Source organism: Actinosynnema sp. NPDC091369 (assembly GCF_044757065.1).
Classification (GTDB): Bacteria; Actinomycetota; Actinomycetes; order Mycobacteriales; family Pseudonocardiaceae; genus Actinosynnema.
Genome location: NZ_JBIVUG010000005.1, coordinates 229,896 through 254,337 on the forward strand (window position 1 = coordinate 229,896; position 24,442 = coordinate 254,337).

The 24,442-nt window shown below is 73.7% G+C and carries 21 protein-coding genes; 2 read left to right on the plus strand and 19 right to left on the minus strand.

All coding sequences use genetic code 11. From position 1 onward, the window contains the following. The first annotated feature begins 17 nt into the window (after positions 1-17). Positions 18-3,920 (plus strand): ATP-dependent RNA helicase HrpA, encoded by a 3,903-nt coding sequence (gene hrpA / locus ACIQMJ_RS20935; protein WP_499762666.1) that lies wholly within the window; start codon positions 18-20, stop codon positions 3,918-3,920. A gap of 28 nt (positions 3,921-3,948) precedes the next feature. Here hrpA and ACIQMJ_RS20940 read toward each other — a convergent pair whose 3' ends face one another. Beyond that, on the minus strand, positions 3,949-4,434 hold the full coding sequence (locus ACIQMJ_RS20940; RefSeq protein WP_499762667.1) for a MarR family winged helix-turn-helix transcriptional regulator: 486 nt from the start codon (positions 4,432-4,434) through the stop codon (positions 3,949-3,951). Positions 4,435-4,971: 537 nt separating this feature from the next. Between ACIQMJ_RS20940 and ACIQMJ_RS20945 the strand changes: the two genes are divergently transcribed. After that, positions 4,972-5,703: an alpha/beta hydrolase gene (locus ACIQMJ_RS20945; RefSeq protein WP_499762668.1), complete on the plus strand. Its 732-nt coding sequence runs from the start codon at positions 4,972-4,974 to the stop codon at positions 5,701-5,703. A gap of 51 nt (positions 5,704-5,754) precedes the next feature. Here the strand turns inward: ACIQMJ_RS20945 and ACIQMJ_RS20950 are convergent, their stop codons facing one another. From ACIQMJ_RS20950 to ACIQMJ_RS21035, 18 genes are all read right to left on the minus strand, one after another. Continuing rightward, positions 5,755-6,420, minus strand: a complete 666-nt coding sequence (locus ACIQMJ_RS20950) for an FHA domain-containing protein (RefSeq protein ID WP_499762669.1) — start codon at positions 6,418-6,420, stop codon at positions 5,755-5,757. A 3-nt stretch (positions 6,421-6,423) separates the two neighbouring features. Further along, complete coding sequence (locus ACIQMJ_RS20955) at positions 6,424-7,716, minus strand: vWA domain-containing protein (RefSeq protein WP_499762670.1); 1,293 nt, start codon at positions 7,714-7,716, stop codon at positions 6,424-6,426. Then, the gene (locus tag ACIQMJ_RS20960) at positions 7,706-8,674 is read right to left on the minus strand and encodes a protein phosphatase 2C domain-containing protein (RefSeq protein WP_499762671.1); all 969 of its coding nucleotides are present in this window, start codon (positions 8,672-8,674) and stop codon (positions 7,706-7,708) included. Before ACIQMJ_RS20960 ends, ACIQMJ_RS20955 begins: the two co-directional genes overlap by 11 nt. Before the next feature lie 3 nt (positions 8,675-8,677). Continuing rightward, complete coding sequence (locus ACIQMJ_RS20965) at positions 8,678-11,233, minus strand: serine/threonine-protein kinase (protein ID WP_499762672.1); 2,556 nt, start codon at positions 11,231-11,233, stop codon at positions 8,678-8,680. After that, a complete protein-coding gene (locus tag ACIQMJ_RS20970) occupies positions 11,230-12,288 on the minus strand; it encodes a hypothetical protein (protein WP_499762673.1) in 1,059 nt (352 codons plus the stop codon). The genes ACIQMJ_RS20965 and ACIQMJ_RS20970 overlap by 4 nt, the downstream gene beginning before the upstream one ends. A 1-nt stretch (position 12,289) precedes the next feature. Further along, positions 12,290-13,252 (minus strand): glutamate ABC transporter substrate-binding protein, encoded by a 963-nt coding sequence (locus ACIQMJ_RS20975; RefSeq protein WP_499762674.1) that lies wholly within the window; start codon positions 13,250-13,252, stop codon positions 12,290-12,292. Continuing rightward, the gene (locus ACIQMJ_RS20980; protein ID WP_499762675.1) at positions 13,249-14,532 is read right to left on the minus strand and encodes a GlnX family signal transduction membrane protein; all 1,284 of its coding nucleotides are present in this window, start codon (positions 14,530-14,532) and stop codon (positions 13,249-13,251) included. The genes ACIQMJ_RS20975 and ACIQMJ_RS20980 overlap by 4 nt, the downstream gene beginning before the upstream one ends. Positions 14,533-14,666: 134 nt before the next feature. Beyond that, positions 14,667-15,170: a riboflavin biosynthesis intermediates N-glycosidase gene (ybiA, locus tag ACIQMJ_RS20985; RefSeq protein WP_499762676.1), complete on the minus strand. Its 504-nt coding sequence runs from the start codon at positions 15,168-15,170 to the stop codon at positions 14,667-14,669. 108 nt (positions 15,171-15,278) lie between these two features. Then, positions 15,279-15,854: a pyridoxamine 5'-phosphate oxidase family protein gene (locus tag ACIQMJ_RS20990; RefSeq protein WP_499762677.1), complete on the minus strand. Its 576-nt coding sequence runs from the start codon at positions 15,852-15,854 to the stop codon at positions 15,279-15,281. 10 nt (positions 15,855-15,864) lie between these two features. Beyond that, the gene (locus ACIQMJ_RS20995; protein WP_499762678.1) at positions 15,865-16,395 is read right to left on the minus strand and encodes an antibiotic biosynthesis monooxygenase family protein; all 531 of its coding nucleotides are present in this window, start codon (positions 16,393-16,395) and stop codon (positions 15,865-15,867) included. A 471-nt stretch (positions 16,396-16,866) separates the two neighbouring features. Beyond that, a complete protein-coding gene (gene rox / locus ACIQMJ_RS21000) occupies positions 16,867-18,288 on the minus strand; it encodes a rifampin monooxygenase (protein ID WP_499762679.1) in 1,422 nt (473 codons plus the stop codon). A 176-nt stretch (positions 18,289-18,464) separates the two neighbouring features. Further along, entirely contained in the window at positions 18,465-19,688 is a 1,224-nt protein-coding gene (locus ACIQMJ_RS21005; protein WP_499762680.1) for an RNA polymerase sigma factor, read from the minus strand. Position 19,689: 1 nt separating this feature from the next. Further along, positions 19,690-20,046 carry a YciI family protein gene (locus ACIQMJ_RS21010; RefSeq protein ID WP_499762681.1) on the minus strand — a complete coding sequence of 119 codons (357 nt, stop codon included), beginning with the start codon at positions 20,044-20,046 and terminating at the stop codon, positions 19,690-19,692. Positions 20,047-20,141: 95 nt separating this feature from the next. Continuing rightward, positions 20,142-21,104 carry a zinc-binding dehydrogenase gene (locus tag ACIQMJ_RS21015; protein ID WP_499763063.1) on the minus strand — a complete coding sequence of 321 codons (963 nt, stop codon included), beginning with the start codon at positions 21,102-21,104 and terminating at the stop codon, positions 20,142-20,144. A gap of 8 nt (positions 21,105-21,112) precedes the next feature. Beyond that, positions 21,113-21,553, minus strand: coding sequence for a MarR family winged helix-turn-helix transcriptional regulator (locus ACIQMJ_RS21020; protein WP_499762682.1), 441 nt, complete (start codon positions 21,551-21,553; stop codon positions 21,113-21,115). A gap of 46 nt (positions 21,554-21,599) precedes the next feature. Beyond that, positions 21,600-22,688: a winged helix DNA-binding domain-containing protein gene (locus ACIQMJ_RS21025; protein ID WP_499762683.1), complete on the minus strand. Its 1,089-nt coding sequence runs from the start codon at positions 22,686-22,688 to the stop codon at positions 21,600-21,602. Beyond that, positions 22,685-23,773: an epoxide hydrolase family protein gene (locus ACIQMJ_RS21030; protein ID WP_499762684.1), complete on the minus strand. Its 1,089-nt coding sequence runs from the start codon at positions 23,771-23,773 to the stop codon at positions 22,685-22,687. Before ACIQMJ_RS21030 ends, ACIQMJ_RS21025 begins: the two co-directional genes overlap by 4 nt. A 106-nt stretch (positions 23,774-23,879) precedes the next feature. Beyond that, entirely contained in the window at positions 23,880-24,401 is a 522-nt protein-coding gene (locus ACIQMJ_RS21035) for a hypothetical protein (protein WP_499762685.1), read from the minus strand. Between the last annotated feature and the right edge of the window lie 41 nt (positions 24,402-24,442).

Here is a 24,442-nt window from a genome sequence, read left to right on the forward strand (position 1 = left end):
CGATATCCTTGACCCAAATGAACCAGATGTCGCACGCTGACCTGCGCCAACGCCTGTCCGACCTGATGTCGCGGGACCAGCGGAGGCTGGCACGCAGGCTCGACGGCGCCCGCAAGGTCCGCGACGACAGCGCCCGCGCCGCCGTCCTCGCCGAAATCGAGGCCGACCTCGAGGCCGCCGAGCTGCGCGTCGCCCTGCGCCGCGAGGCCGTGCCGAAGATCACCTACCCGCCCGAGCTGCCCGTCAGCGCCCGCAAGGACGACATCGCCGCGCTCATCCGCGACCACCAGGTCGTGATCGTCGCCGGCGAGACCGGCTCGGGCAAGACCACCCAGCTGCCCAAGATCTGCCTCGAACTCGGCCGCGGCGTGCTCGGCCAGATCGGCCACACCCAGCCCCGCCGCCTCGCCGCCCGCACCGTCGCCGAGCGCGTCGCCCAGGAACTGGACACCCCGCTGGGCAGCGCCGTCGGCTACAAGGTCCGCTTCACCGACCAGTCCGGCGACGACACCCTGGTCAAGCTCATGACCGACGGCATCCTGCTCGCCGAGATCCAGACCGACCGGATGCTGTCGCGCTACGACACGATCATCATCGACGAGGCCCACGAACGCAGCCTCAACGTCGACTTCCTGCTCGGCTACCTCAAGCAGCTGCTGCCCCGCCGCCCCGACCTCAAGGTCGTCATCACCTCCGCGACCATCGACCCCCAGCGGTTCTCCCGGCACTTCGGCGACGCCCCGATCATCGAGGTCTCCGGCCGCACCTACCCCGTCGAGGTCCGCTACCGCCCGATCGTCGACCCCGAGGACCCCGACGCCGACCCCGACCGCGACCAGACGCAGGCCATCTGCGACGCCGTGCGCGAACTCCAGGCCGAAGGACCCGGCGACGTGCTGGTGTTCCTGTCCGGCGAACGCGAGATCCGCGACACCGCCGACGCCCTGGCCGTCCTGGAACTGCGCGACACCGAGATCCTGCCGCTGTACGCGCGGCTGTCGTTCGGCGAGCAGCACCGCGTGTTCCAACCCCACCGCGGACGGCGCGTCGTGCTCGCCACCAACGTCGCCGAGACCTCCCTGACCGTGCCCGGCATCAAGTACGTCGTGGACCCCGGCACCGCCCGCGTCTCCCGCTACAGCCACCGGCTCAAGGTGCAGCGGCTGCCCATCGAACCGGTCTCCCAGGCTTCGGCCAACCAGCGCAAGGGCCGCTGCGGCCGCGTCTCCGAAGGCATCTGCGTCCGCCTCTACAGCGAGGACGACTTCGACGCCCGCCCCGAGTTCACCGACCCGGAGATCCTGCGCACCAACCTCGCCTCGGTCATCCTCCAGATGACCTCCATCGGCCTGGGCGACATCGCCGCGTTCCCGTTCATCGACCCGCCCGAGGCCCGCAACATCGCCGACGGCGTGCAGCTGCTGCAGGAACTCGGCGCGATCCTGCCCGCCGAGCAGAAGCTCACCCCGCTGGGCCGCAAGCTCGCCCAACTGCCCGTCGACCCCCGCCTGGCCCGCATGGTCATCGAGGCCGACCGCAACGGCTGCGTCCGCGAGGTCATGGTCATCGCCTCCGCCCTGTCCATCCAGGACCCCCGCGAACGACCCTCCGACAAGCAGCAGGCCGCCGACGAGTTCCACGCCCGCTTCAAGGACCCCGACTCCGACTTCACCGCGTTCCTCAACCTGTGGCAGTACCTGCGCGAGAAGCAGAAGGAGCTGTCCAGCAACCAGTTCCGCCGGCTGTGCCGCACCGAGTTCCTCAACTACCTGCGCGTGCGCGAGTGGCAGGACATCTACCAGCAGCTGCGGCAGGTCGCGAAGACCCTCGGCGTGCACGTCAACGACCAGCCCGCCGACCCGCGCAACGTCCACGTCTCGCTGCTGTCGGGCCTGCTGTCCCACATCGGCGTCAAGGACGTCCCCAAACGGGACCCGGGCAAGCGGGCGGCCACCGAGTACCTCGGCGCCCGCAACGCGAAGTTCGCGATCTTCCCCGGCTCCAGCCTCTTCCGCAAACCACCCCAGTGGGTGATGGCCGCCGAACTGGTCGAGACGTCGCGACTGTGGGGCCGCACGGTCGCGAAGATCGAACCCGAGTGGGCCGAGAAGCTCGCCGGGCACCTGGTCAAGCGCACCTACAGCGAACCGCACTGGGAAGCCAGGCGCGGCTCCGTCGTCGCCCTGGAGAAGGTCACCCTCTACGGCGTGCCGATCGTCGCCTCCCGCAAGGTCGACTACGGGCGCATCGACCCCGAGCTGTCCCGCGAGCTGTTCATCCGCCACGCCCTGGTGCAGGGGGAGTGGACCACCCACCACAAGTTCTTCCACCACAACCGGGACCTGCTCGCCGAGGTCGAGGAACTGGAGAACCGGGCCCGCCGCCGCGACATCGTCGTGGACGACGACACCCTCTTCGACTTCTACGACCAGCGCGTCCCCGCCGACGTCGTCTCCGCCCGGCACTTCGACACCTGGTGGAAGAAGACCCGCCACACCCAGGCCGACCTGCTCACCTTCGACAAGGCGATGCTGGTCAACGACCGCGCCGCGGTCACCCCCGACGCCTACCCCGACCAACTGCGCCGCGGCGACCTCACCCTGCCGCTGACCTACCGGTTCGAACCCGGCGCCGCGGTCGACGGCGTCACCGTCACCCTGCCCCTGCCCGCGCTGACCACCCTGCCCGACGACTCGCTGTCCTGGCAGGTCCCCGGCATGCGCACCGACCTGGTCATCGCCCTGATCCGGTCGCTGCCCAAACCCGTGCGCCGCAACTTCGTGCCCGTGCCCGACGTCGCCGCCGCCGCCCTGACCGGCATCGACCCCGACGAACCCCTGCTGCCCGCGCTGGAACGCGAGCTGCGCAAGCTCACCGGCGTCGTCGTGCCCCGCGAGCAGTGGCAGCTCGACCAGGTGCCCGAACACCTCAAGCTCACCTTCACCGTCGTCGACGAGAACGACCGCGCCCTGGCCCAGGGCAAGGACCTCGCCGCGCTCAAGGCCCAACTGCGCGGACAGCTGCGCCAGACCCTGGCCGCCGCCGCGAGCAACCTCGCCCGCACCGGCCTGACCACCTGGGACATCGGCGACCTGCCCCGCACCGTGCAGCGGCAGCGCTCCGGCATCGTCGTCACCGCCTACCCCGCCCTGGTCGACAAGGGCGACACCGTCGCGGTCGAGATCCTCGACACCCCCGGCCGGCAGCGGCAGGCCATGTGGCGCGGCACCCGCCGGCTGCTCCTGCTCAACGCGCCCTCCCCGGTCAAGACCCTGCAACGCGGCCTGAACAACGCCGAGAAGCTCGCCCTGACCCGCAACCCGCACGGCGGCGTCGCCCCGCTGCTGGCCGACTGCATCTCCGCCGCCGTCGACAAGCTCCTGCGCGACGCCGGCGGCCCGGCGTGGACCGAGGCCGCGTTCGCCAAGCTCCTCGACCACGTCCGCCGCGGCCTCGGCGGGACCACGTTCGACGTCGTGCACCAGGTCCGCCGCGTCCTGGAAGCCGCCCAGGACGTCGAACTGCGCCTCAACGGCGTGCGCGGCCCGGTGTTCGAGGAATCCCTCGCCGACGTCCGCGCCCAGCTCACCGGCCTGGTGCACGCGGGCTTCGTCACCGAGGCGGGCGCCGACCGGCTCGGCGACGTGCACCGCTACCTGCAGGGCATCTCCCGCCGGCTGGAGAAGCTGCCCGAGAACGTCCGCCGCGACCAGGAGTGGATGGACCGCGTCCACGCCGTGCACGCCGAGTACCGCGAACTGCGCGCCGCCCTGCCCGCCGACGAGCCGCACGAGGAGCTCGACGAGGTGCGGTGGATGATCGAGGAACTGCGGCTGAGCTACTTCGCCCAGACCATCGGCACCCGCTACACCGTGTCCGACAAGCGCATCTTCAAAGCCCTCGACGCCGTGCCCCGCTGACCCCGACCGGGGCGCGGCGGGCGCGGCGCTACTCGCACTGCTCCAGCAACATCCGCAACGCGTCGGCGACCACGGTCTTCGTCTCGCCGTCCAACGGCTCCAGCAGCCGCGCGTAGTGCCGCATGTGCTCGGCCAGCATCCCGTCCACCAGCCGCGCGCCCCGGTCGGTCAGCTTGATCCGCACCACCCGCCGGTCCGCCGCGTCGGACACCCGCTGCACCAGGCCCTTGGCCGCCATCCGGTCGATCCGGTTGGTGATCGCGCCCGCCGTGACCAGCGACGCCGACAGGAACGCGCCCGCCGTCATGCCCTGCGCCGACCCCGCCCTCCGCAACGTGGTCAGCACGTCGAACTCGCCCGGCTCCAGGTCGAACCGGCCCACGAACTCCCGCAGCTCCCGCTCCAGCAGCCGCGCCAACCGCGTCACCCGGGCCAGCACCGCCATCGGCGAGGTGTCCACGTCCGGGCGCTGCACCGCCCACTGCGCCAGCACCAGGTCGACCGCGTCCGCCATCACGCCTCCCGACGCGTCGACGCGGGCGGCGCGCCGACATCGCGGTCGCCGTGAGCTGACAGCCGTGCACCCGGAATCGCGGGCCCCCCTGTGATCCGCACGACCCAACCGTATGCGTGATCGACAACGCGCGCGGGCGTCCCGGCGAAAACCGGCGCGACGGCCCACCGGCACCCGCGCACCCGGCCCAGCCGCGGCGTCCGGTCGCCGGGCTGCCCCTGCGCCACCCCGTCGGTCGCCGTTCGGCCCAACGTCGCAGTGCGCCGCGGGAAATCGGCCGACAACTCCGCTCCCATCCGCACCTTCGCCGACCGGGCCGCCGACCACACCCACCTGTTCACCGCGCCACGGCCGTGGAAGCCGTGAAAATCCCGTTGGCGGGCCACGACACCCGCTGCTAGCTTTCCCGCGACCGTGCGAGAGACCGAGGAGGTGGTACCCGTGACCGTATCGACATGGGTGCTCCCCTCCGGGGCCACGGTCGGGCGATAGGTCGTCCGGGAGCGCCGTTCACGAGCACTCCCGAAAGGCACGACCGTGCGATTCACCTCCGAACGCCCCCTCGCCGACGACGTCCTCGAACGCGAGTTCACCCTCGGCGACGTCCCCGGCATCCTGTGGACGCCCGCACCCGCCGCCCGACCGGCCCCGCTGATCCTGCTCGGCCACCCCGGCGGACTGGACCGGATGCGCCCCCGGCTGGCCGACCGGGCCCGCCACGCCACCGCGCGGGGCTTCGCCGCCGCCACCCTCGAACTGCCCGGCGCCGGCGACCGACCCCGCGACGCCGCCGCCGACCGGGCACGGGCCGACCTGCGCCGGGCACTGGGAGCAGGCGAGCCGGTCACCGACGACATCGTCGACCGGCTCGTCCTCCCGCTGGTCGACCAGGCCGTCCCGGAGTGGCGGGCCGCCCTGGACGCCCTGCTCGCCCTGCCCGGCATCGGCGGCCCGGTCGGGTACTCGGGCGGGGTGATCTCCATCGGCGTCCGGCTGGCCGCCGTCGAGCCCCGGATCGAGGCCGCCGTGCTGTTCGCGGGGAGCTTCGTGCCGCGCGCCCTGTTCGAGGAGGCCCGCCGGGTCACCATCCCGCTGCTGGTGCTGCTGCAGTGGGACGACGAGGGCAACGACCGGCAGATGGCCCTGGACCTGTTCGACGCCCTCGGCTCCCGGGAGAAGACCCTGCACGCCAACACGGGCGGCCACACCGGCGTCCCCCGGTTCGAGGGCGACGACGCGAACCGGTTCTTCGCCCGGCACCTGAAGTGAGGTAGCGCGCCGCGCCGGTGGGGGACCGGCCCGGTCGGTCTCCCACCAGCGCTAGGCGTCCTCGTCGGACGAGCGGTGCAGCGTGATCGTGGTCCAAGCGCCCACGTGCACCCGGTCGCCCGGCTCCAACGGGTGCGGCCGGCGCGGCGGCAGCGGCGTGTCGCCGCCGTTCACCGTCGTCCCGTTCGTCGAACCCAGGTCCACCACCGACCACCCGTCACCCGACGCCACCAGCACCGCGTGGTGGTGCGACACCCCCGGGTCCTCCGGCGGGCCGACCAGGTCGATCCCCGGGAAGGTGCCCCGCGACCGGCTCCGCCGCCCGATCGCCACCTCCCGCCCCGCCAGCGCGAACCGCCGCGGCGGGCAGAACTCCGGGAACGCCACCACGCCCGCGTCCGGCCCGCCCGCCGCCACCACCCGCTCGAAGTACTCCCGGTCCGCCGCGACCGTCACGTGCCACCCCGGCCGCCGGTGGACAGCCCGCCGCGCCGGCCCCACCGGCTTCAACGAGTCCTGCCCGCACTCCTCGCAGAACCGGCCCACCCGCACCGCCCCGCACGCCGCGCACGCCTCCTCGACCTCCCGTGCCGACCCACCCTGCCCGGACCCGCCCTGCCCCGAGCCACCACGCACCGAACCGGCCGGCACGGGCGCGCCGCACACGTCGCAGTAGTCGTCGGTCGCGGAGTCGTGGCCCGCCGGGCAGGTCGCCATCGCCTAACCCCTCCGGACCCGCTTGGTCACCGTCGACCGGGTGTCCAGCGCCATCTCGTCCGCGTCGGCCACCCGCGCCCGCAACCGCACCGTCCCCGTCACCGGATCACCCACCTCCACCACCCCGGCCAGCAGCTTCGCCAGCAGCTTCGCCGTGTCGGTGTTGCCCGACTCGTGCGCCAGCCGCACCGCGGCGCCCAGCTTCGCCGTCGCCCGCTCCACGTCACCGGCCTTGCGCGCCTCCAAGCCGTCCCGGATCGCCTCCGCCAGCTCCGCCTGCCCCGTGTAGTGGGCCACCTCCGCGCTGATCCGCGTGGACAGCGCCGAGTCCTCCGTCCACTCCGCCAGCACCCGGCCCTGCCCCAGCACGTCACCCGAGCGGCCCACCAGGCTCACCCGCGACGCCAGCATCCGGTCGCCCACGCCCGCCGGCCGCACCCGCACCGCCAGGTGGTAGTCCCGGCTCTCCCCGCCACCCCACGCGCCCGTCGGGTAGTCGCCCGTGCGCGGCCCCGACTCCACCCGCCGCCCCGTCAGGTCCCGCAACCCCGGCGCCACCTGCTTGAGGAACCGCACCCGCGCGCCCTCCGGCGTCCACAACCGCAGCGCCACGTCCGCCACCACCTTGCCCATCGCGGCCACCGCCATCGACCGGAAGTCCTCGACCAGCCCTTCCGGGTCGGCCACGATGTCCACCGTCCCCAGCAGCGCCTCGGCGATCCGCCGCAGCTCCGCCACCCGCCAGTCCGTGCCCACACCGCGGCAGTCGCACGTGAAGCGGCCCGCCACCCGCTCCAGCACCTCGGCCAACCGGTCCGCCGACTCGTGCTGGTTCACCCCGTCGGTCAGCAGGATCGCGTGCCGCGGCCCGTCCCCGTGCCCGGCGAACAGCTCGTCGGCCAGTGCCAGCCAGCGGCCCATCGCCGTGCCGCCGTCGGCCCGCAACCGCCGCACCGCCTGCTTCGCCTCGGCCCGCGTCCGCTCGTCGGCCACCACCAGCTCCCGCTCCCGCGGGTACACCACGCGCGCCGAGTCCGTGCCCGCCACCACCGCGAACCGCACCCCGTCGCGCAGCGCGTCGACCGCGACCTCCGTCGTCCGCTTCGCCGCCGCCAGCTTCGTCGGCGGGTAGCCCATGGACCCCGACGTGTCCACCACGACCACCTCGGCCGCGTCACCCGCCACCACCGGGACGGCCGCGCCGGTCGTGGTCACCGCGACGATCGCGTCGACCTGCGCGGCACCCTCCGGCAGGTACTCGTTCTGGAACACCTCGACCGCGAAGTCAAGCGCCATGCGCACCCCGCAGCTGGACGACCACCACCGTGATGTTGTCGTGCCCGCCCGCCTTCAGCGCCACCTCCACCAGCTCCCGCGCCACCTCGATCGGCGGCACGCCCCGCGGCAGCACCTCCAGCAGGTCCTCCGGCTCCGGCACGTAGTTCCACAGCCCGTCGCTGCACAGCACCAGCAGCCCCGGCGTCTCCACCTTGAACGTCACCGTCTGCGGCGCGTCGACACCGGAGTCCGCGCCCAACCACCGCGACAGCACGTGCGCCCGCCGGTCGGTCAGCGCCTCCTCCTCGGTCAGCACCCCCTCCGCGACCAGCTGCGCCGCCCACGTGTCGTCCGTGGTCAACCGCGCCGCGCCCGTCTCCGCCACCAGGTAGGCGCGGCTGTCGCCGACCCAGCCCACCGTCGCCGAACCGCCGGTCACCACCGCCGACACGAACGTGCACGACGGCGCCACCTCGGCCGCCTCCGGCCGCGCCAACCGGCCCACCGCCTCGTTCGCCGCCACCACCGCGTCCGTGGTCAGCGCCTCGGCGTCCATCCCGGACTGCAACCCCGTCAGCAGCACGTCCGCCGCCGTGTCCACCGCCTGCTGCGACGCCTGCTCGGCCCGCTCCGACGACGCCACCCCGTCGCACACCACCGCCGCCACACCGCGCCCGCGCACCCGGCCGAACGCCATCGAGTCCTCGTTGCGCTGCCGCCGCTTGCCCCGGTCGCTCACCCCGGCCACCCCCGGCAGCACGAACTCCACCCGGTCCCGTGCCGACGGCCGCGCCCGACCGCACTGCTCGCAGAACCCGTCCGCGTCGAACTCCTCACCACCGCACGCGCACATCGGCGGCCACTGCGCGCCCGGACCACCCACCGGTGTCCGCTGCACCCGCAGGTTGCGCCCGCACGCCTCGCAGAAGCGGTCCTGCGACGCCACCGGCGACGCGCACTCGGGACAGGATTCCATGATCTACACCAACGTCCTGGGCCGGACCGCGTTCGCGCGGTCGACGAGAGCGATGCGTTCCTCGGGGGTGTCGGCCAGCCGCGCCAACTGCCGGTAGCAGCGCTCCAGGCCCAACCGCAGCCCCGACTCGCTCACCTCGCAGTCCAGCAGCCGGTCCGCGGGCGACGCCCCGCCACCCGGCAACGACTCCAACGCCACACCCAACAACTCCACGGTCAACCCGGCCCGCCTCGCCACGTCCAACTCCAACCCCGACAGCCTCGCACCGGCCGCCATCACCTCCGCCAACGCCTCCGCACCGCCCCCGCCCGCGCACTCCCTGGCCGCGCCGATCTGCGCCCGCACCGCCGCCACCTGCGCCGCCACGTGGTGGATCGACGTGTCCGGCACCGAGTGCAGCACCCGCACCGCCGCGTCCCGCTCACCCCGCGCCAGCAACACCCTGGCCAGCCCGAACGCCGCCGACACGTACGCGTGGTCGGTGCGCCACACCACCTCGTACCCGGCGGCCGCCGCGTCCGGCTCGCCCAGCGCCTCCGCGCACACCGCCACCGCCAGCTTCGGCGCCGCCTCGCCCGGCAGCGCGTCGCGCACCTGCTCGAACGCCGCCCGCGCCCGTTCCGCCCCGGCCCGGCCGCTCACCAGCGCCGCCACACCCCGGTACCAGCCGGGCCGCCAGTCGTCCGCCGCGGGCGTCCACGGGTCGTCGGCGTCGAACGGCGACACCAACGCGTCCAGCTCGCCCACCGCCTCGTCCACCCGGCCCGCCTCGATCAACGCCCGCACCACCTGCAACCGCACCTCGACCGTCTGCACCGGAGCCACCCGCAACGCCGCCACCACCTGGTCCGGGTCACCCGTCGTCGCCGCCGTCGCGAGGAACCCCGCCGCCGCGTCGGAGGTGTCCACCTGCGGCACCGGCAGCCCCGTCGCCGCCGCCCGCACGTCCAGCCCGCCCTCCGTGCCGAACGCCCGCCGCTCCGGCGTGAACTGCCGCGACACCCCCGGCCGCGGCGAGCCGTCCTGCTGCGCCAGCACCTCCCGCAGCACACCGGTCAGCTGCTCGGCCATCTCCTCCGCCGAGGCGAACCGCTGCTCCGGGTCGCGGTGCGTGGCCCGCAGCAGGAACCGGTGGAACGACTCGTGCCGGCGCAGCAGCGGCTGCTCCTCCGGGTCCGGCAACGACTCCTTGTGGCGACCCCGGAAGTCGAACGGGAAGCTCATCACCGCCAACGCCCGACCCACCGTGTACAGGTCGGAGGCCACCGACGGGCCGTCCGTGCCGATCTCCGGCGCCTGGTAGCCGATGGTGCCGTAGATGGGGGAGTGGCGGTCGTCGACCCGCCGCACCGCGCCCAGGTCGATCAGCTTGAGCTGCTCCTCGGTCTGGATCACGTTGTCCGGCTTGAAGTCGCAGTACAGCAGCCCGACGCCGTGCAGGTAGCCCAACGCGGGCAGCACCTCCAGCGCGTAGGCGATCGCCTGCGCCACCGGCAACGACTCCGTTCCCGTGCCCTCGGCCCGCAACTGCTTGATCATGTCCTTGACCGACGTGCCGCCCACGTACTCCATCACGATGTAGTCCACGAGCTCCCCGCTGGCCCGGTCCTCGTGCCGCACGAAGTTGTGGATCTTGACGATAGTAGGGTGCTCCACCTCGGCCAGGAAACGCCGCTCCGCCATCGCCGCCGCCATCGCGTCCGCGTCACCGGAGTCCAGCAGGCCCTTCAGCACCACCCACCGGTCGCTGACCGCGTGGTCGGCCGCCAGGTAGATCCAGCCCAGGCCGCCGTGCGCCAGGCAGCCGAGCACCTCGTACTGGTCGTGCAGCACCTCGCCGGGCGCCAGCTTCGGCGTGAACGAGTAGTGGTGCCCGCAGTGCGCGCAGAACCCCTCCACCCGCCCCGGCCCGCCGTCCCGCCCGCGCCCGACCTCCTTGCCGCAACTGGAGCAGAACCGCTTCGCCTCCGGCACCTCCGGGTCGGTGAGCACGGCCGTCTTCGGGTCCCGGTAGGGCACCCGCGGCACCTCCACCAGCCCGGCCCCCAACCGCCCGCGCCCCGAGGGGCGACTGGACGCCGACGCCCGCCGCGACCGCGCCACCGACGCCCCGCCCGACCACGGAGCCGTCCCGGGCCCGCTGTCCGGCCCGGTCACCGGCCCGCTGAACGCACCCGTGGCGGCACCCCCGTCGGGCTCGTGCGGCCCGTTCTCCGGCACACCGCGCCCACCGGCGACGACGCCGCGGTCGGAGTCCAGCCTGGTCGCCGGGCCGCTGAGCGAATCGTCCGCGCCACCGCCGGTCCCGTCCGCGGCGCGGACCGGCCCGCCCGCGGCCACGTCGTCGCCGAGCCCACCGGCGTTCTCCGCCCGGCCGCCCGGAGGACCCGCGGCGTCGCCCGCGGCACGACTCCCGCGCTGGTCGGACGGCCCGCGTCCCGTCCCGGGCGCGCCGGTCGCGACGGTGGCCGCGAGGACCGGGGCCTCCAGACCGCACACGTCGCAGAAACCGTCGTCGTCGATCGCGCCGCCGCAGCCGGCACGTGGACACGTCCTCATCGGCCCTCCGTCCTGGCCGGCACCGCCCGCTGGTACCGCCGCACCGCCACCGTGCCCGCGTTCAGGTCGCACGGCACGCCGGACAGCACGTCCCGGGCCCGCCGGTGCAGCGCCGACAGCTCCGCGTCCTCGGCGAACCCGCGCCCGGCCGCCTTCGCCCGGTAGGCGTCCAACCGGCCGCGCAGCTCCACGCGCCGGTCCAGCGACCCGGTCAGGTGCGCGACCACCCCGCGCGCCCGCGCCAACGCCGACCCCACCGCCGACTCCACCGCCGCCACGTCCGATTCCGCCACATCCGGAAAACGTCCCCGCAGCCCGTCCAGTGCCCCGGCCACGTCGTCGCCCGGCACCTCCGGGTGCTCGCCCGCGATCGTCGCCACCACCTCGGCCCGCACCCGCGCGGCCCCCGTCCTCACCGACTCCACCTCGGCGACCAGCCGCGACAGCGCCGCCACCCGCGCCGGGAACGTCCGGTGCAGCGCGCTCGCCGACGCCACCCGCTCCACCAGGTCCGCCACAGCGGGATCGGGCGTCAACGGGTCGGCCATCGCGCGCGCCCGCGCCCCCGCCACCTCCGCGCGCAGCCGTGCCGCGACAGGCGGGTCGAGGGCTTCCACCTGCGAGACCAGCGGGACCAGCACGCCCAACCGCCGCGACCACGCCTCGTGCGCCTCCGTCAGCACCGCGGTGACCTGCGCGTACTCCGCTCTCATCCGCGTCACGAGCGCCCGCAGCGTGATCCGTTCCGGCACCGGCCCGGTCAACGTCCGCTCCGCGCCCGGCACCGTGATCACCGGCTCGTGCAGCAGCCGCGCCACCTCCGCCGGGTCACGCGCGTCCGCCACCCGCCCCAGCACCGCCCGGTACGCGTCGAACCACTCCCACAGCCGCACCATCCCGGCGTCCGCGACGGCCCACCGCCGCGCCGACCCGCCCGTCAGCTCCGCCCCGCGCAGCAGCCGGTGCCCCGGGTGGTCCTCCATCGCCAGCAGCGCCTCGGCGACCCGGTCGCCCTCCCGCAGCGACGCCGCCGGCTCCTCACCCGGGGTGCGCACGTCAGTCCCGGTACACCGCGGCGGGCGGGGCCGGCGGCTCGCCCAGCCACCGCTGGTGGATCCGCGCCCACGTGCCGTCCGCCCGCAGCCGCTCCAGCAGCGCGTTCACCAGCCGCACGAAGTCCTCGTCCGCCTTCGGGAACGCCATCCCGTACGGCTCGGCGGTGAACTGCGGCCCCACCACCTTCGTGTACGGGTCCTGCGCCGCGAACCCGGCCAGGATCGTGTCGTCGGTCGAGATCGCGTCCACCTGCCCCTGTTGCAGCATCACCAGGCAGTCCGTCCAGTTCGGCACCGACACCGGCACCGGCCGGGACGCCGCGGTCGCCACGTTGGCCAGCGAGCTGGACCCCTTCGTCGCGCACACCCGCTTGCCGCCCAGCGACTCGATACCGGTGACGTCGGAGCCGGACGGCACCAGCACCCGCTGCCCGGCCTGGAGGTACACGGTGGAGAAGTTCACCTTCTGCCAGCGCTCGCAGGTCGCCGTCATGGTCCGCACCACGATGTCCACCTCCCGCCGTTCCAGCGCCGGTATCCGCTGCTCCGAGGTCAGCACCGTGAACTGGATCGCGTCGGGGTCGCCGAGCACCGCGCGCGCGACCTCCCGCGCCAGGTCGACGTCGAAACCCTCCAGCTCGCCGGTCAACGGGTTGCGGAACCCCATCAGGTAGGTGTTCTGGTCCACGCCCACGATCAGCCGGCCGCGCGCCTGGACGCGCGCCATGGTCGACCCGGCCGGCATCTGCCCCGGCGGCGGCAGCGGCCCGGTCGGGCGCAGGCTCGCCGTCGGGTCGCACGACTCGGGTGGCACGTCGGCCATGCTGGGCGGCTCGGTCAGCTCCACCGCGTCGGCCGGCCGCGGCGGCTCGGGCGAGCCGCCCCCGATCGGCGGCGCGGCGCTGGGCACCGGCGCGCACGCCGCCGTCACCACCAGCGCCAGGACCGCGAGCAGCCGTCTCATCGGTACTCCTTCAGCCGCTGCCACAACCCGAACGTCGACGCTGCCGCCGCCAGCAGGGCCAGCACCACCACCGCGGGAACGACGCCCCGCAACGCGGCCCGGGCCCGCCCGATCGCGTCGGTCAGCTCCGCCCGCGCCGCGCCGATGGCCTCCACCAGCTTCGCGTCCAACGCGTCGAACGCCGTCGCCGCGCCGCCCGCGTCCGGCCCCAGCGCCAACCGCACCGCCTCGGTGAAGTCGCCCGCCTCGTCGGCCCGCCGGACCTCGCGGTGCGCCCGCTGCCACCGCGCGTGGTGCTCCACCGCCTCCACCACCGGCGGCGTCGGGTTCATCACCCGCACCCGGCCCAGCAGGTCGTCCAGGGTCTCGTCCGCCTCGACGAACTCCTCCTCGTAGGTCGTGCCGCTGCCGCGCGCCACCAGCGTCAACGTCTCGTCGCCGCGCGCGGTCAGCGTCGCGATCCGGGCCCGCGCCAGCAGGTCGACCAGCGTGGCCCCGGTCTTGCTGTCCGAGGCGTTGTGGACCACCAGCACGCTGGCCACCAGCACCCACAGCAGCGAGACCAGGCTCAACGCGGTCGCCACCACCAGCCCCGGGTTGAGCAGCCGGTTCGTCCGCCGGGTCAGGTAGCGCTGCGCGAGCACCAGCACCGCCAGCGCCGCCGCGCCCAGCAGGAACTCCAGCCACGGCCACGACCCGGCGTGCTCCAGGTCGCGCACCACGTTGCCGGTCTCCACCCCGTACAGCTCGCGCGCGGCCGGCAGCAGCCGCGTCTGCATCAACGCCGACGCCTCGCGCAGGTACGCCGCACCCACCGGGTTGCCCTGCCGGTTGTGCGCGCGGGCCGTCTCGACCAGCCCCGTGTAGACCGGCAACTGGCCCGACAGCGTCGACAGCGCCTCGGCCAGCGCGGGGGAGCGGGTGATCTCGCTGGTCGCCGCCGACAACGCCGCCGCCGCCTTCGCCACGTCCGCCTCGTACCGGCCGCGCAGCGCCGCCGACTCCACCCCGCCGGACAGGAACGCGCTGGACGCGGTGGCGTCCGCGTCCGCCATCGCCCGGTAGACCTCCTGCGCGGCGAACGCCAGCGGCTCGCTGCGGTCGGCCAACGCCTCCAGCGCGTCCGACCGGCGCTGCACCGAGGTCGCGGTCACCGCCCCGACCAGCAGGGCCACCACGATCAGCAGCAGGGCCAGCAGGCTGAGCCGGCCCGGCGTGCTGCGGGCCAGACCCGTCACCCGGCGCAGGGCACCGCGGTTCCGCTGGGCATCGACCAGCACGACCGCCCCCTTCCCGAGGTGATCGGCGCCACTCGCCGCTCAGACAGCGTAGATCGAGAATCCACCATTCGGGACGCAAACGGACCCGTCCGGCCGGTGGGCGCCCACCGGGTCGAGCTCATCGGGTGACGCGGTCACCCCGAGCGGAGCCGCGCGCGCACCTCCATCAGGGCCTCGCCGAGCAGGTTCAACCCCTGCCAGCGGGCCGGGTCGGCCGCGCGCTCGTCGTCGGCGGCCAGGCCGATGCCCCACACGCGGTCCAGCGGGCTGGCCTCCACCAGCACCCGGTCCCCGGTGCCCAGCAGGAACTCCCGCAGGTCGTGGTGCGCGCCGAACTTCGCCAGGTTCCCGCGCACCACGACGTCGAGCCGTTCGGCCACCCACACGTCCTCGGTGAAGCCGCGCACCTGCCGCCCCAGCGCCTTCGCCTCACCGGGGGTGCGCGCGGCGAGCACCCGCCCCGCGGTCCCCTCGTCGCCGAACAATAACGCCTTGCCGTGCATCATGAAGTGCTCGGCGGTCGGGAAGGTCCGCCCGTCCACCGTGAACGGCGCCTCCCACCACTGGCTCAGGCACTGCTTGCCGACCGGCGCGCCGGGCCGCGCCTCGTGCCCCCAGAAGAACAGGTACTTCGTCATGCCGCGGACCGTGCCACACCCACCGCCCGCCGCACGACGCGGTTTTCCCCGCGCATCCCCGGGGGCCCCGACCCGCCCGGCCCCGTCCACCACCACCGCCGCGAACGGTCAGCGCGGCGGCAGGGGGAGTGGCAGCGCGGGCAGGCCGTCCATGCTCACCGCGTTGAAGGTCTTGCTCTCGCAGTACGCGGAGAACTCCTCGTCGGTCTTGCGGCCGAAGAACTCCTCGTGCAGCGTCCGCTCGCCCCGGTAGTCCATGAACGGCACGGCGAAGCCGCACGTGTCGCTGATCAGCTTCGCCGTCACCACCACGACCGCCCGCAACGCCGGACCGTCCGCGTCACCGAACCCCGCCACCAGCTCCGCGAACCGCGGGTCGTCCCGGAACACCGGCTCGCCCGTGCCGTGCACGCGCACGATGTTCGGCGGACCGTCGAACGCGCACCACATCAACGTGATCCGCCCGTTCTCCCGCAGGTGGGCGATCGTCTCGGCGTGGCTGCCGCCGAAGTCCAGGTACGCCACCCGCTGCTCGTCGAGCACCCGCCAGGTGCCGCGGCGGCCCTTCGGCGACAGGTTCACGTGCCCGTCGCCGGCCAGGGGCGCGGTGGCGGTGAAGAACACCGGCTGCGCCTCGATGAACTCGCGCAGGCGTCCTTCGATCCGTTCGTAGGTCTTTCCCATGCGGCAAGTATCACCCACCGACGACCCGGTACCGGCGGACATCGCTGCTCGTCAGACCGGGGAACGACCGCACCCGCCGCCAGAGCGGCGACTCGCCCACCGCGCCGCCGCCCCGCGCCAGCGCGTCCACGTGCGCCTGCGCCGACGTCCACTCCGCGTAGTTCAGCACCCGCGTGCCGTCCACGCCCACGTGGAAGTGCGCCGAGATCCCGCCCGGGTCCGGCTCGTCCTCGGCGGCCAACGCGGCGAGCACCAGGTCCACCCACTCCTCGGCGACCCCGGGCCGGTCGAACCGCACCGACACCAGCACCACGCACCCCACCGGCCGGTCGGCCCGGTCGGGCCCGGCCGACCGGTACCGCCGGTAGGCCACCGCGTCGTCCCGCTCCGCCGGGCCCGACCACTGCGAGTACGTCACGACCCCGTCACCGTCCACCTCCGCCAGCCACCGCACGTCCAGCAGCCCGTCCGGGCGCGGGTCGAACGGCTCGCGGCCGCGGTGGAGGAGGACGAGGTCGGCATCGGGCCTGGTCAGTTCCATGCAGGCGAGGCTAGGCGCGTCCGGCCCGCGCCCGAATCCGTCACGTGACCGGTGGAACTCGTTGCACGCTGTTGGCAACAAGCCGCCCGGACCGGCCCACCGAGGAACTCGAACGGCGCATCGCCGACCTGCTCGGCAAACCCGCCGCCCTGTTCGACACCGTCTCCGTCTCCCTCTGCAAGGGACTGGAAGGCGTGCGCGGGCGGTCCTCGCGGGCGACCGGGACAGCATCGCCGCCGCCTCGGTCTGGCGGCGCAGGCTCGGCGGCGCGACCCCCGACTCCTGGCCGGCCGCCGCCGCGGAGCGGATTCTCGAGGAGATCGGCGTCGAACTGCCCCAGCGCCCCAAGTCCTCCACCGACCCGGCGCGCGGTGCGGCATCGAGCTCACCATCGGCGTCGTGTCGCTCGACTCCACCCCGCGCCGGAGATCGCCGACCTGATCCGCCGCCTGCGCTGAATTCCCGGCGCGCTCAGCCGGCGCCGAACCAGCGGGACAGCCCGTCGACCAGGTCCCGCTGCTCCTCGCCGACCCACGCCACGTGCCCGTCCGGTCGCAGCAGCACTGCGGGCACGTCGAGCTCCTCGCTGACGTCCACCACGTGGTCGACCCGGTCCACCCAACCCCCGACCGACAACCGGCCGGTCTGGTCCAGCAGCAGCCCGCGGCCCGCGCGCGTCAACTCGTAGAGCCGCCCCCGCTTCAACCCCACGTCCCGCATGCGCCTGCCCAGCAGCTCGTGCCCCTCGCCGAAGTCGTAGCGCACCCCGAGCGCGGTGATCTTCTCGATCAGGTGCCGGTTCACCACCTCGAAGTCCATCAGCTCCGCCAGCAGCCGCCGCACCGCCTGCGCCCCCGGCTCGGTGGACATCAGCTCCATCTGCGCCCGGGTGTTGTCCAGCACCGCGGCGGCCACCGGACGCCGTTCGGCCTCGTAGGTGTCCAGCAACCCCTCCGGAGCCCAGCCCGCCACCTCGGCCGCCAGCTTCCAGCCCAGGTTGAACGCGTCCTGCACACCCAGGTTGAGCCCTTGCCCGCCGGTCGGCGGGTGGACGTGCGCCGCGTCGCCCGCCAGCAGCACCCGCCCGGACCGGTAGCGCTCGGCCAGCCGCGTGGCGTCGCCGAAGCGGGACAGCCATCGCGGCGAGTGCACGCCGAAGTCGGTGCCCGCGATCGCCCGCAGCCGCTGCCGGAACTCCTCCAGCGTCGGCGGGACCGAGCGGTCCTCGGCCACGCCCTCGGCGGGCACGATCACCCGGTACACCCCGTCCCCGAGCGGCGCCAGGCCGAACCGCTTGTGAACCGCGCGGACCTCGGCCACCACCTCCGCGACCTGCTCCGGCGGCACGTCCGTCCGCATCTCGCCCAGCAGCGTCTCCACCCGGGCCGGCTCACCGGGGAAGCCGATGCCGAGCAGCTTGCGCACCGCGCTGCGACCACCGTCGCAGCCGACCAGGTAGCGCGACCGCACCCGCGACCCGTCGGCCAGCGAGGCGGTCACGCCGTCGTCGTCCTGGTCCACCCCGACCAGCTCGTGGCCCCACCGGATCTCCGCGCCCAGCTCGACGGCGCGCTCGCCCAGCAGCCGGTCGGTGATCGGCTGGGGGATGCCCAGGACGTAGCCGTGCGCGGTGTCCAGCCGTTCCGGCGCGGGCTTGTCGATACCGGCGAAGAATCCCCCGAGCGGGTGCTGCCGGCCGTGCGCCAGGAATCGTTCCAGCAGACCGCGCTGGTCCATCACCTCGATGCTGCGCACGTGCAGCCCCATGGAGCGGACCACCTTCGTCGGCTCCGATTCCCTGTCCAGCACGAGCACCCGCACACCGTGCAGCCGCAGCTCCGCGGCCAGCATCAACCCGGTCGGCCCGGCCCCGGCCACGATCACGTCGAACATGGAATCCCCCGTCGAAGAACGACCCGGACGAATGCTGTTTTCCTCGGATTTCGGCATAGGGCGCAGATTCTGCGGCACCACCCGGGTCTTGCCGCAAGCCCCCCGGTGCGCTATAAATTGAACATGGCAAGGAGAGGTATTCCTCCCTTGCCATCGTCATGTCCGCAGGCGGTGGCCTACGAGTCCCCCGACCCGGTGACCGACTCCAGCCCACGCCGCAGCAACGCGCGTTCCGCGTCGTTGCCCGCCAGCTCCAACGCCCGCCGGTACGCCCCCGCCGCCTCCGCGTCCCGCCCCAGGCGGCGCAGCAGCTCCGCGCGCACGGCGTGGAACAGGTGATAGCCCGCCAACGGCGACTTGCCCGCGCCCAGCCCGTCCACCAGCACCAACCCCGCACCGGGTCCGTCCACCTCGGCCACCGCGACCGCCCGGTTCAACGCCACCACCGGGCTCGGCGCCAGCACCATCAGGTGGTCGTACAACCGCACGACCTGCCCCCAGTCCGTCGGCGGCGGATCGCTGTGCACCGCGTTGATCGCCGCCTGCACCTGGTACGGGCCCGGCCGGTCGCGGCGCAGGCACCACCGCACCAGCTCCCGCCCCTCGGCCACCACCGCCCAGTCCCACCGCGACCGGTCCTGCTCGGCCAACCGCACCAGGCCACCGTCCGGGCCCGTGCGCGCCGGACCCCGCGCGTGCAGCAACAGCATCAACGCCAACAACCCGACGACCTCCGGCTCGTCGGGCAGCAGCTCCACCAGCACCCGCCCCAGCCGCACCGCCTCCGCGCACAGCTCCTCGCGCACCAGCGCGCCACCCGAACTGGCCGAGTACCCCTCGTTGAACACCAGGTACACCACCGCCAGCACGGCGCGCAGCCGCTCGGGCAGCTCCGCCGCGCCCGGCACCCGGTACGGGATCCGCGCGTCCCGGATCTTCGCCTTCGCCCGCACCAGCCGCTGCGCCATCGTCGGCTCCGGCACCAGGAACGCCCGCGCGATCTCCGCCGTGGACAACCCGCCCAGCAGCCGCAACGTCAACGCCACCCGCGCCGCCGGGTGCAGCGCCGGGTGGCAGCACGTGAAGATCAACCGCAACCGCTCGTCACCCACCGCGTCCACGTCGACCACCTCGTCCCGGGCGTGCACCAACGCCGCCTGCGCCTGCCGGGAGTCCCGCGTGGACTCCCGGCGCAGCCGGTCGATCGCCCGGTTGCGGGCCGTGGTGATGATCCAGCCCGCCGGGCTCGGCGGCACACCGGTCTCCGGCCACCGCCGCACGGCCTCGGCGAACGCGTCCTGGACCGCCTCCTCGGCGACGTCGATGTCACCGAAGACGCGGACCAGGACCGCCACCGCCCGGCCGTGCTCCGCCCGGAAGACCTGCTCGACCGCCGTCACGTCAGCCGACGAAGTCCTGGAACGGCCGCACCTCCACCGGCAGCGTGCACGCCACGCTCAGCCGCCGGCCCCACTCCAGCGCCGCGTCCAGGTCCGGCACGTCGATGATGGTGAACCCGCCGATGTGCTCCTTGCTCTCGGTGAACGGGCCGTCGGTCACCGCGATCCCGCCGTCCTCCCGCGGGCGCAGCGTGGTCGCCGTCTCCGGCGCGTGCAGACCGCCCGCGAACACCCACACACCGGCCTCCCGCATGTCGGCGTCCACCGCCTGGACGTCCTTCATGATCTTCTCCAGGACCTCCGGCTCGGGCTCGCCGTCACCGGTCGGCTCGATCACGCTGATCAGGTACTGGGTCATCTCGTGCTCCTCGCAGGTCGGGTATCTCCGCACCCCCTACACGAACGGCGAAGCCCTACATCGACACACGGCCGGAAAATCGCCGCGGACAATTCTCAGACGACCACGACCAGCTTGCCGACCCGCCGCCCGTGCTCCAGGTCGTCGTGCGCCTGCCGGATGTCGTCCAACCGGTAGACCGTCGTCGGACCCAGCGACACCTCACCGCCCGCGACCCGGTCCAGGAACCGCTGCAACACCGCCGCGGGCAGGTCCGAGCTCTCCCCGCCGTACGCGGTGAGCCGCACCCCCTTGGGCAGGTACCCGATCGGGTAGAAGTCGGGCACCACCCACTCGTTCGACAGCATCCCGGTGAAGCACACCGTGCCGTGCACCCTCGTCGCCGCCAGCGTGTCCGGCAGCGTCGGCGTGCCCACCAGCTCCAAAGCCGCGTCCACCCCGTCCGGGATCAGCTCCCGCACCCGACCCGCCACCGCGCCGTCGTCCACCAGCGGGTGCGCCACACCGTGCTCGCGCAGCACGTCGAGCCGGTCCGCGCGGCGGGTCGTGGCCAGCACCGTCGCCCCGATCTCGTTGGCCAGCGCGGTCGCGGCGAACCCCAGCGCCGACGTGCCGCCGCGGATCAGCAGCGACTGCCCCGCCCGCAGGTCCAACCCCGTGGTCAACGACCCGTACGCGGTCTGCACCGTCTCCGGCACCGCACCCAGCACCTCCCACGGCAGGTCCGAGTCGAACGGGATCAGCACCTCGCGCGGCACCGCGGTGTACTCGGCGTACCCGCCGTCGAACACCCGCCCCATGCCGCCCATCATCGCCGCGACCCGCTGCCCGAGCGGCAGGTCGCACTCGCTGTCCACCACGCCCACCGCCTCGATCCCCGGCACGCGCGGGAACATGACGCCCTCCGCCAGCCCCAGCCGGGTGTGCAGCTCCGACCGGTTCAGGCCGAACGCGCCCACCTTCACCCGCACCCACCCCGGCGGCGGCTGCGGCACCGGCAGCTCCGCCACGGTCAGGTTCTCCACCGGACCCGGCCCGCTCAGCACGACCGCCCGCATCGACCCGGTCACCCGTGGTGCTCCAGGACCGCGTTGAGCATCCGCGCCAACTCCTCCCGCTCGGCCGTCGACAGCGGCGCCAGCAACGACTCCTGCGCCTGACCCAGGACCCGGTCCAGGTGCCGCAGGTGAGCCTCACCCGACGGGGTGACGGTCACGATGTTGCGCCGCTTGTCGCCGGGGTCGGGGCGGCGCTCGACGAACCCCTTGCCCTCCAGCTCGTTCACCGTGGCCACCACGTCGCTGCGGTCCAACCCGCCGCGCCGGCCGAGGTCGGCCTGGCTGGCCGGACCGAACTCGGCCAGCGCGGCCAGCAGCGAGTAGTGGTAGCGCCGCGCCCCGACCGCGCCCAACGCCTCCGACACGAGCCGCTGCGCGTGGGTGGTGGTCTGGCCGAGCAGCCAGCTGGTCGTCCCGCGCAGCCGCTGGGGCGCGCCCGAGGTCTCCATGCGACCGCAGTCTACCCACTCGTTGGCCAGGCCAACGATCAGCGGGTCAGGCGTGCCCGCCGACCGACACCGCGCCGACGGTCAGCTCCGGCCGCCCCTCCAGGAACTCACCGAGCCGCGCCACCTCCCGGTCCAGCTCCGCCGCCCGCGCCCGCGACAACGCCTCGAACGGCTCCACCGTGACCACGATCCGCCGACCCGACCGCTTCTGGTGCCACACCCCGGCCACCACGCCGTCCACCAGCACCACCGGGAAGTTCCCCGCCTGCCCACCCGACAGCGCCCGCTCGGACGCCCGCCCCGGGAACACCACCTCACGCGGGTGGCTGCCCACCACGTACGCGTCGAAGTAGGGGAGCAGCCGCAGCCCGTCCGGCGGCTCGTCCGGCCACTCCGTGTCGCCCCGCACCACCCAGCCACCCTCCACCTGCTCCACGTCGGCCCGCGCGAACACCGCGTCCACCCACCGCTTCGGCGCCGCCAACCACTTCGCGAAGTGCGCCGGCGTCGCCGGCCCGTACGACCGCAGGTAGGCGTGCAGCAACTCCACCTCGCCGGCCGCGGCCGGCGCGAACCCCGGCAACCACCGCTGCGGGCTGGTGTAGGCGGTCTTGCGGCCCTTGTTCGGCGCGAAGCACATCGCACCCCGGTTCGACGCGACCCCCATCGCCTCCACCCACCGCGGCCACGGCGTCCCGCCGAACGCCTCCAGCACCCGCTCACCCGCCCACGGACCCGTGCGCGCGACGACCTCCTCGGTCAACTCGTCGGCGGTCAGCTCCGCGTCCCGCAACGCCTCCGCGATCGCCGCCACGACCTGCTCGGACTGCTCTTCGGTGAGCAGCTGCGACCGGTGCGGCAACCGCGACAGCGCACCGGTCCACATCGGCAGGTCCGCCGCGGGCAGCAGGTGCACCGTGCCCCGCGGCCCCCGCGTCTTCACCAACGTCCGGTCCACCCACACCGCGTCCCGCACCTGCTGCCGGGTCAGGGTCGTGCGCAGCCCGATCGACAGCTCCGCCGCCGACATCACCTGCGCGTGCGCGCCGCACATCGCCCGCACCACCGCCACCGGGTCGGTCGACGGCCCCAGCAGCGAGTGCCGCCGCAGCCGTCGACCGATCACCGGGTTCACCGCACCTTCCCGAAGAACTCCCGCAGCTCACCGGCGAACACCGCGGGCACCTCCAGCGCCACGAAGTGCCCGCCCGGCTTGGCCTGCGGCCAGTGCACGATGTCGTTCGTGCGCTCGGCCAGCCGCCGGATCGCGGGCGGACCGCTGTAGACGCCCGTCGGCACCAGCTTCTGCCCCTCCGGCCACGCGAACCGCTCGGTGTCGTACATGAACCACGACGACGACCCCGCCGTGCCGGTCAACCAGTACAGCGTGGCGTTCACCAGCAGCAGGTCGCGGTCGATGGCCTGCTCCGGCGAGTCCACCGTGATGGTGAACTCCTGGAACTTGTGCATCAACCACGCCAGCAACGCCACCGGCGAGTCGTGCCACCCCAGCGCGAAGGTCTGCGGCGCGGCCCGCAGCAACGCGTGGTGGTCCACCCCGGCGCCGGCCCACTGCCGCATCTGCCAGTAGAACTCGCGCTCGTCCTCGGTCAACGTCGGCAGGTCCTCCTCGGTCGGGAACCCCAGACCGCCGTTCACGAACACGCCCACCACGTGCTCGGGCGCGGCCTTCGCCACCTCCGGCGCGATGTACGCGCCGAGGTCGCCGCCCTGCACCCCGTACCGCTCATAGCCCAGCCGTGCCATCAGCCCGGCGAACACCCGGCCCGCGCGGGCCACGTCGAACGGCCCGGTCGGCTTCCCGGAGAACCCGAACCCCGGGATGCTCGGCACCACCACGTGGAAGTCCCGCAGGTGCTCCAGCGCGTCCACGAACTCGACGAACGTGTTCGGCCAGCCGTGCACCAGCAGCAGCGGCAACGCGTCCGTGTTCTCGGCGCGCACGTGCAGGAAGTGCACGTCCAGCCCGTCGACCTCCGTGACGAACTGCGGGAACGCGTTCAGCCGCGCCTCGTGCGCCCGCCAGTCGAACCCGCCGCGCCAGTACTCGGCCAACTCGCGCAGGTAGTCCACCGGCACACCCCGCTGCCACCCCTCACCGGGCAGCGGCTCCACCCAGCGGGCGCGGGCGAGCCGGTCGGCGAGGTCGTCCAGGTCGGTCTGCGGCACGGCGATGCGGAACTCTCGGATCTCGGTCACGTGTCGACAGTAAGAGGCGAGTAGGACAGGTACCGTCCTAGATCGACGCGGGGGTGTGCCCTGGTTTCTCCCCTCCGGAAACCAGGGCACACCCCGTGCACGACCGTCAGTGGCACTCGAACCAGAAAGCGTCCCAACCGCCGGGCAGGCGGAAGTCCTGGCACCAGAACTTGTCGCTGGACCGCGTCCAGAACACGACCTCCCGCTGCTCGGTGGACGGGTTCTCCAGGAACAGCGAGTAGGCGACCGAGTCGGCGTAGCCGCCGCCGGGCATCTTGTGCCAGCCGCCCGAACCGGGCCAGGCGTGCCAGATCGTCCGGTCGGTGGCGATGCCGAAGCACTCGTCATCGGTGCTGAGCCAGTTCACGACCACCACGTTGGTGCCGGCCAGGAACGTGCCGGTGTAGCCGTAGCAGCTGACCTTGCCGGTGGAGGGAACCGCGGTCACCCGGTCGATGTCCGCGGGCTGGGTCGCCGAAGCCCGAACCTGCCCCGACCCGGTTCCCCCCGACTGCGTCCCCGCCGACCGGCCCTGCGCCGACGCCGACCCGGCGCTGAACAAACTCCCCAGCAGTGCGCCGACGAGTGCCAGCGACACCACCACCGCACGTGCCTGTGATCGCCCCATGCCTGCATCCTCTCCGGGTGTCCCCGGATCGGGACACCGCG